Origin of the sequence: Dyadobacter luticola, assembly GCF_005860805.1 — a bacterium.
Classification (GTDB): Bacteria; Bacteroidota; Bacteroidia; order Cytophagales; family Spirosomataceae; genus Dyadobacter; species Dyadobacter luticola.
Genome location: NZ_VCEJ01000002.1, coordinates 2,531,532 through 2,537,823, shown reverse-complemented (window position 1 = coordinate 2,537,823; position 6,292 = coordinate 2,531,532). Strand labels below are relative to the sequence as shown.

Sequence of the window (6,292 nt, the reverse complement as noted above, 5' to 3'; positions counted from 1 at the left end):
ACATGCTTTAAATTATTTCGGCTTACGTCCCTCAGCCGCAGCCACCCTTTTGCTTGCCTTTCGGACTTCTGGTTTTGATCAACATTAAACAGATACCGCCTGGTAACGGACTTGTCGATCTTTTCCAATCCCGGTAAAGGACCACTGTAAAGTATTTCACCTCCTTTCTCGCCTGCGCCTGGCCCTACATCCACAATCCAGTCGGCATGGCGAATGATTTCAACCTCATGCTCGACTACAAAAAGCGAATTTCCGGCTGCTTTCAACCGGTCCAGTGCCCGGAGCAATGATTGCGTGTCGGCTGGATGAAGACCTGCCGATGGTTCATCGAGTACATACACGACGCCAAAAAGATTTGAATGTATCTGAGTCCCCAGCCGCAGGCGCTGCAATTCGCCCGGTGAAAGGGTGGGGGTGCTTCTTTCAAGGTTCAGATACCCAAGTCCGAGATCGATGAGTACATCCAGTCGGGACAAAAGATCCTGACCTATCCGCTGAAGCACCAATACCTTTTCTGGATTTACTTTGTTTTGATTAGCACTTTTTGATTTCAGGGAGGAAGATATAATGTCACGTAAGTTCTTGATATTGAGTTGATAGAACTCAGCAATGTCCATTCCGGCAAATTTGACAGACAAAGGTTCAGGACGGAGACGCTTGCCATGGCAGACGGGCCATTGCGCGCTCAGCATGAATTTCGACACGCGCTTTTTCATCGCCTGGCTTTGCGAATTCGCAAATGTTTGCATCACATAACGTCTGACGCCGGTAAATGTACCCATGTAGCTGGGCTCCATTTTTCGCGCCAGGGCTTGCTGAACCTGTGCCATGGTAAGTCCGGAATAAACAGGCACAACCGGCTGCTCGTCCGTAAACAGGATCCAGTCCCTGTCTTTCTTCGGCAGATCGCGCCAAGGTATATCCACATTGTAACCAAGCGTCATCAATATTTCCCGCAAGTTCTGCCCCTGCCAGGCGGTGGGCCATGCTGCGATGGCTTTTTCCCTGATCGAAAGCGAATCGTCCGGCACCATTGAATGCTCGGTCACTTCATAAACAACCCCTAACCCATGGCATTCCGGGCAGGCGCCTTCCGGGGTGTTGGGCGAAAACGATTCTGCATATACGATCGACTGACCGGCAGGATAATCCCCCGCCCGCGAGTACAGCATCCTGATCAGATTGGAGATCGTCGTGACGCTACCCACGGATGAACGTGTGCTCGTGCCGCCCCGCTGTTGCTGCAAAGCGATAGCCGGAGGAAGACCGTCGATACTGTCGATCTGGGGAATGGACATTTGATTAAAAAGCCGTCTTGCGTATGGGGAAACCGATTCCAGATAACGACGCTGCGCTTCGGCGTACAATGTCCCGAAAGCAAGCGACGATTTACCCGACCCCGAGACACCTGTAAATACGACCAATGCATCTCTGGGAATGACCAGATCCACATTTTTCAGGTTGTTCTCTTTGGCCCCCCGTACTTTGACGAAACTGGAATCAGGATGTAATGTTGATTTTTCTGACATTCGATCTGGGATAAGATCATTGTAAGATTTTGCCTACAACTTATGGTTGTTAATAGAAGGATACATGCAGCTAAAATCGTACCTCAACCTTAAACAATCGATTTATACCAGGATATGTCTTGAATGAATGATTAAAAGTATGACCAAAGTCGTATATTTGTCAGATAGCATTTTTACAACAAACTTTTAAACTCAAATACCATGGAAAAGCTCTCATTACTTGCTCGTGTTCAAGCAAAACCTGGCCAGGAAGCTACTGTCGAGAACTTTCTGAAAGAAGCGCTGGCAATGGCTCAATCGGAAGAGGGCACCATCCGTTGGTATGCCTTCAAGATAAATGAGAATACGTTTGGTATTTTCGACACATTTGCCAACGAAGACGGCCGGCAAGCCCACCTGGGTGGTGAGATTGCGAAGGCTTTGATGGCAAATGCTGATACACTACTCAGCGCGCCGCCTGTGATCGAACAACTCGAATTACTTGCCGTTAAGTGACAAGTATATCCGAGCGATGCGTCCTGCTTACAACAACTCGCCCATCCCGAAAACTGTCAATCCTTTTGCAAATTGTTCGGCTACGGCCAGGTTGGCGGCTTCAATGTATTGTCCGGTGATAGGGTCGACCACGGTACGTAATGGGCGGGTGCCATTTGGCGTGTTGATCAGTTTTAAAATGGCATCGGCCACGTCCTGCGGATCCGGGTTTTTGGTCTGCATTTCTCCGCCAATTGCGGTGATCATTTTGTTGGGCATATCGGCAATAGCACCGTAATCCTCAAATACCGCCTGGTCGGATGCCGGGTTGCTCTTCTGCTGCATTTCGGTAGGGAAGGCGCCAGGCTCCACGATGGCTACGTCGATGCCTAAGCGCTTTACCTCATAATGTAATCCCTCACTCATTCCTTCCAGCGCGAATTTCGAAGCCGAATAAATGGTTGCGAAGGGAAATGATACTCGTCCAAAGCCGCTGGTGACGTTGATAATGAGTCCTTCCCGCTGTTTGCGCATGGCGGGCAGCACCTGTTTCATCATGCGCCAGGGCGCATAAACATTTATGTCAAATGTCGTGTGCACGTCGGCTGTGGTATAGCTTTCGGCTACACCGGACATGGCGAAACCGGCATTATTTACCAGCACATCGATGGTGCCTTCTTTGCCTACGATAGTTTCAATGGCCTGCTTCACACTTTCGTCGTCGGTAAGGATTACGTCTAAAACGGTCACATTCTCTATGGCCTCAAGTGCCTGGGCTTTATCGGCATTACGGCCTTTGGTATCACGCATCGTGGCGTATACTTGGTGTCCTGCTGCGGCTGCGCTATGGGCTGTAAGCCAGCCAAAACCAGTATTTGTTCCGGTTATCAATACGATCTTTTTGCTCATCTTTTTTAATTGTTAATGGATAAGCAAATTTTGAAAATGCCAACAAGAAAGCATTTAACATTTGGTAAAAAGCGCCGTTAACGGATGTTGCGGCGTATACGGCTCAGCGATTGCTGGGTAATGCCGAGGTAGGAGGCTATGTAAGAAAGAGGGATTCGGTTAACGAGGTTAGGGAACGCATCGATGAAAGATAAGTAACGCGTGGTGGCGTCTTCCGAGACCAGGGGACTGCGCCGTTCCATGGCCAGCGTCAGGCATTTTTTTACCATGTTGGCCTTCATCATGTCCCAGCCCACAATGGTGTCCGATATTTGGTCCCAGCCCTTTTTATTGAATACCAAAATCTTGCAATCGGTTACGGCCTGGACATATTCCGAGGCCACCATCTGCGATTCAAACTTTTCATGATCGCTGACAAAATTGCCTTCGTCCACAAAATAATTGGTAATTTCTTCGCCCCGGTTGTTATAATAGCAAAAGCGGAACACACCTTCCAAAACGAACCCCACGTACCGCGGCACCTTCCCGGCTTCCGATAGATATTCGTCTTTTTTCAATTCGAGCATTTCAACTTTGCTCAGCAAAAATTCGATCTGCTGTTTGTTCAGATTACCGAACTGCAGGATAAGATTTACAAGCGCTTCCATCATTTAAAGATAGAACACGCTGCGAAGCATCTATTTATCATTTGGTAAAAAATTTGGTCTTGCTCTTTTCAACCTAGTTAAATATTTTTTGACTATCGTTGTATCTTCAAATACATATCGGAATTTTTATGAGGCTAGATTTTACTTTCCTGTTTGGTTTTGCGGCATTTTCAGCCTCTGCCCAAACAAGTTCTGATACGATCAAAACAAATTCGTTACAGGAAGTGGTCATTACTGCTTCGCGTGTGAGCGAAAGTATCCTGGTATCCCCTGTGAGCGTGCAGAAGGTCAATAAGGCTACGCTGGCCCTTTCCTCGGCGCTTACATTTTTTGATGGGCTGGAAAATGCGCAGGGTGTGCACATGATCACACCTTCACTGGGATTTAAAGTTTTGAATGCGAGAGGGTTTTCTAATACAACCAATGTCCGTTTCGCCCAGTTGGTGGATGGAATGGACGTCCAGTCGCCACACATTGGCGGCGCGATCGGGAATGCGCTCGGGCCCACTGATCTGGATATTGATAATGTTGAAATCCTGCCGGGAACTGCATCAGCATTGTACGGGATGAACACGGTCAACGGGCTTGCCAATTTTTTTACCAAAAATCCTTTCACATCAGAGGGGCTTTCGATTCAGCAGAAAGTGGCGGTCAATCACGTGAATGACAGACTGACTTCTGCCAAACCTTTTTCCGAAACGATCGTCCGCTATGCCAAGGTGCTCTCTCCCAAATGGGCGTTCAAAGTAAACGGTGCATTCACAAAAGGATATGACTGGATCGCTGCCGACCATACCGAATTGAACCCGAATGCAAACCGGAGCACGAACCTGTTTGGCCCTGATAATCCGGCGCAGGATCCGGTGAACAGTTACGGAAATGAAAGCTCTAACCGGCGCACCGTTTCGCTCGGCGGACGCAATTATGTTGTGGCCCGCACCGGGTATGGCGAAATGGATGTGGTCGATTACAACTTGCAAAACATGAAAGCAGATGCGGGTATCTACTACAAAGTGGCGCAGGATGGAATGCTGACCTACTCGTACCATTTCAGCGAGCTGGATAATGTGTATCAGCGCGCCAACCGCTTCCGGCTGCAAAATTACCGCTTACAGCAGCATGCATTGCAATATCAATCGTCGTCGATTCAGGCCAAACTGTATATCAATTCCGAAAACACAGGTAAATCCTACAATCTCCGTTCGATGGCCGAGAACCTGGATCGCAGTTACAAATCCGACAATACCTGGTACACCGATTTTGGTAGCGCATTTAACCAGTCAGTAGCAGGCGGGGCAGCCGTCGCTGATGCCTTACGCCAGGCCAGGACTGCCGCGGATGCCGGCCGCTATCAGCCCGGAACGGGTGCTTTTAATGAGCAACTGGCCAGGTTACAGGACATCAACAACTGGGACATCGGCGCAGCATTGCGGGTGAAGGCTAGTCTCGTACATGGTGAACTGCAAGTGAACCTCACAGAACGTTATCTGCATTCATTGAAAGAAAAATGGGACCTGGATTTGCTGATTGGAGCAGATCACAGGACCTACATTATCGTCCCTGACGGAAATTATTTCATGAATCCTGAGGCTGGTCAGGAAGGGAAAAATATTACGTATGGCAAGACCGGCGGGTATATTTCTGCCAGCAAGGGACTGTTTGCCAGTAAATTAAAACTCGGGGCTATTTTGCGGGTTGATAAGAATGACTATTTCGACATGACATTCAACCCCAGGCTTTCCGCCGTTTTCAGCCCGGTTCCACAGCACAATATCCGCGCTTCGTTTCAAAGCGGCTATCGTTTCCCCAGTATTTTCGAAGCTTACAGCAATGTCAACAGTGGCGGCGTAAAGCGGGTAGGCGGCCTGCCAGTAATGTCCAGCGGCATATTCGAGAATGCCTGGCTGGCCAACTCCATCACCGCTTTTCAGACGGCGGTACTAGCCGACATCAATCAGAACAGCCTGACGCTAGCGGCTGCCATCGAGAAAAATAAAGGACTTTTAAACAAAAACCCGTACACGTACCTCAAACCCGAGCACGCCCAGACCTGGGAGACTGGTTATAAAGGTTTGTTTTTCAATAACAGCCTGTATGCCAACGTGGACGCTTACCTGAGCAGGTTCAGTAACTTCATCGCGCAGGCAAACATGAATATCCCGAACACTACCGACCCGGCACAAATTCCTGCCGCCCTCTACACCCGTACCACACAATCGCCCTACCGCATGTACACCAATTCCAGGTCGGTGATCTATAACTTCGGGTTCAGCGCCGGGCTTCATTATCAATGGCAAAAAAGCTGGGTGCTGAGTGCGAACACGACTTTTGCAAAATTGCGGAATACAGAAAATCAGGATGGCCTGGAAGATGGCTTCAATACCCCAAAGTGGATTTACAACCTGTCCGTTTCTAAACGCGAGCTGGCGAAAAACCTGGATGCGACGCTGGCTTACCGCTGGCAGTCGGGCTACTTTTCACAGACGTTTCTGGTGAATGGTCAGGTTTCGGCATATTCCAGCCTGGATGCCCAGGTAAGTCTTAAGATTCCGGTCATCAAATCGCAGGTCAAGCTGGGCGCCAGTAACTTGCTGAATAAGTATTACACTTCTTTTTTAGGCGGGCCGGCTGTGGGCGGGATGTATTATGTGGCGGTGACTTATGGGATAAGGTGAGTGGGTGCGGTGGGCGCCGGAATTTCTTTCGCTCTCAGATTGGCATACATTCTTGCTC

General features: G+C 49.0%; 5 protein-coding genes. 2 read left to right on the top strand and 3 right to left on the bottom strand.

Going from position 1 to position 6,292, the window contains the following annotated elements:
* On the bottom strand, positions 1 to 1,529 hold a 1,529-nt coding region (locus FEN17_RS10575; protein WP_510185903.1), incomplete at its 3' end, for an excinuclease ABC subunit UvrA.
* Between the two features lie 201 nt (positions 1,530 to 1,730).
* Between FEN17_RS10575 and FEN17_RS10570 the strand changes: the two genes are divergently transcribed.
* The gene (locus tag FEN17_RS10570; protein ID WP_138365205.1) at positions 1,731 to 2,024 is read left to right on the top strand and encodes a putative quinol monooxygenase; all 294 of its coding nucleotides are present in this window, start codon (positions 1,731 to 1,733) and stop codon (positions 2,022 to 2,024) included.
* Between the two features lie 27 nt (positions 2,025 to 2,051).
* On the opposite strand, the gene FEN17_RS10565 is transcribed toward FEN17_RS10570, so the two are convergent.
* Both FEN17_RS10565 and FEN17_RS10560 read right to left on the bottom strand, forming a co-directional pair.
* A complete protein-coding gene (locus FEN17_RS10565; protein ID WP_138365204.1) occupies positions 2,052 to 2,912 on the bottom strand; it encodes an SDR family oxidoreductase in 861 nt (286 codons plus the stop codon).
* A gap of 77 nt (positions 2,913 to 2,989) precedes the next feature.
* Entirely contained in the window at positions 2,990 to 3,562 is a 573-nt protein-coding gene (locus tag FEN17_RS10560; RefSeq protein WP_310589754.1) for a Crp/Fnr family transcriptional regulator, read from the bottom strand.
* A gap of 125 nt (positions 3,563 to 3,687) precedes the next feature.
* Here FEN17_RS10560 and FEN17_RS10555 point away from each other — a divergent pair, with 125 nt between their 5' ends.
* Positions 3,688 to 6,234, top strand: coding sequence for a TonB-dependent receptor (locus tag FEN17_RS10555; protein ID WP_138365203.1), 2,547 nt, complete (start codon positions 3,688 to 3,690; stop codon positions 6,232 to 6,234).
* Positions 6,235 to 6,292: the final 58 nt, after the last annotated feature.

What these genes read in the sequence shown, in the direction of transcription:
- FEN17_RS10570 (WP_138365205.1), top strand. Translation starts at nt 1,731, where the DNA reads ATGGAAAAGCTCTCATTACTTGCTCGTGTTCAAGCAAAACCTGGCCAG.
- FEN17_RS10565 (WP_138365204.1), bottom strand. Translation starts at nt 2,912, where the DNA reads ATGAGCAAAAAGATCGTATTGATAACCGGAACAAATACTGGTTTTGGC.
- FEN17_RS10560 (WP_310589754.1), bottom strand. Translation starts at nt 3,562, where the DNA reads ATGATGGAAGCGCTTGTAAATCTTATCCTGCAGTTCGGTAATCTGAAC.
- FEN17_RS10555 (WP_138365203.1), top strand. Translation starts at nt 3,688, where the DNA reads ATGAGGCTAGATTTTACTTTCCTGTTTGGTTTTGCGGCATTTTCAGCC.